The following is a 1,710-nucleotide window of genomic DNA, read 5'->3' as shown; positions in this document are numbered from 1 at the left end:
TCACCATGCAGTTCGGCGCCAAGCCGCTCTTCGAGAACGTCTCGGTCAAATTCGGCGCCGGCAACCGTTATGGTTTGATCGGTGCCAACGGTTGCGGCAAGTCGACCTTCATGAAAATCCTCGGCGGCGACCTCGAGCCGTCCGGCGGCCAGGTCATGCTGGAGCCAAACGTGCGCCTGGGTAAACTGCGCCAGGACCAGTTCGCCTACGAAGAATTCACCGTACTCGACACCGTGATCATGGGCCACGAAGAGCTGTGGCGGGTCAAGGCTGAGCGTGACCGCATCTACTCGCTGCCGGAAATGAGCGAAGAAGACGGCATGGCCGTTGCCGAGCTCGAAACCGAATTCGCCGAAATGGACGGCTACACCGCCGAATCCCGCGCCGGTGAACTGCTGCTGGGCCTGGGTATTCCGCTGGAGCAGCACTTTGGCCCGATGAGCGAAGTCTCGCCAGGCTGGAAACTGCGCGTATTGCTGGCCCAGGCGCTGTTCTCCGACCCTGAAGTGCTGTTGCTCGACGAACCGACCAACCACTTGGACATCAACACCATCCGCTGGCTGGAAAACATCCTGACCCAGCGTTCCAGCCTGATGATCATCATCTCTCACGACCGTCACTTCCTGAACAGCGTGTGCACCCACATGGCTGACCTGGACTACGGCGAGCTGCGCCTGTTCCCGGGCAACTACGACGAGTACATGACCGTGGCGACCCAGTCCCGCGAGCAGCTGCTGTCGGACAACGCCAAGAAGAAGGCGCAGATCTCCGAACTGCAATCCTTCGTCAGCCGCTTCTCGGCCAACGCCTCGAAAGCCAAGCAAGCCACGTCCCGCGCCAAGGCGATCGACAAGATCCAGCTGGCCGAGGTCAAGCCGTCGAGCCGTGTGAGCCCGTTCATCCGTTTCGAGCAGAACAAGAAGCTGCACCGCCAGGCTGTGATGGTCGAAAAAATGGCCAAGGGCTTCGACGGCAAGCCTCTGTTCAAGGACTTCAGCTTCCAGGTTGAAGCCGGCGAGCGCGTGGCGATCATCGGCCCGAACGGTATCGGCAAGACCACCCTGCTGCGCACCCTGGTCAACGAACTGACCCCGGACGCCGGCAGCATCAAGTGGACCGACGCCGCGGAGCTGGGCTACTACGCTCAGGACCACGCCCATGACTTCGAAGACGACGTCACCCTGTTCGACTGGATGGGCCAGTGGACCCAAGGCGAGCAGATGATCCGTGGCACCCTGGGCCGCATGCTGTTCTCCAACGACGAGATCCAGAAGTCGGTGAAGGTGATTTCCGGTGGTGAGCAGGGCCGCATGCTGTTCGGCAAGCTGATCCTGCAAAAGCCGAACGTGCTGATCATGGACGAACCCACCAACCACTTGGACATGGAATCCATTGAAGCGCTGAACCTGGCGCTGGAAAACTACCCGGGCACGCTGATCTTCGTCAGCCACGACCGTGAGTTCGTATCGTCCCTGGCCACCCGCATCATCGAGTTGAGCGCCACCGGCGTGATCGACTTCAGCGGCACCTATGACGACTACCTGCGCAGCCAAGGCGTGGTGTTCTAAGCACCCGCGGCTAGCCGGCTTGTTGTGGCGAGCAGGCTTGCCCTGCGCTGGGCTGCGAAGCAGCCCCAATAAAAAACACCGCGTTCTGCCAGGCAAAACGCGGTGTTTGGTTTTAGGGCCGCTGCGCAGCCCAGCGCAGGGC

1 protein-coding gene is annotated in these 1,710 nt (G+C 61.2%); it reads left to right on the top strand.

Going from position 1 to position 1,710, the window contains the following annotated elements:
- On the top strand, positions 1-1,568 hold a 1,568-nt coding region (locus tag FEM54_RS32010), incomplete at its 5' end, for an ABC-F family ATPase (protein WP_205894445.1).
- Positions 1,569-1,710 lie beyond the last annotated feature (142 nt).

The organism is Pseudomonas edaphica, from assembly GCF_005863185.1.
In the GTDB taxonomy this organism is placed as follows: domain Bacteria; phylum Pseudomonadota; class Gammaproteobacteria; order Pseudomonadales; family Pseudomonadaceae; genus Aquipseudomonas; species Aquipseudomonas edaphica.
The sequence above is the reverse complement of the archived record's forward strand: the minus strand, read 5'-3'. Positions and strand labels throughout refer to the sequence as shown.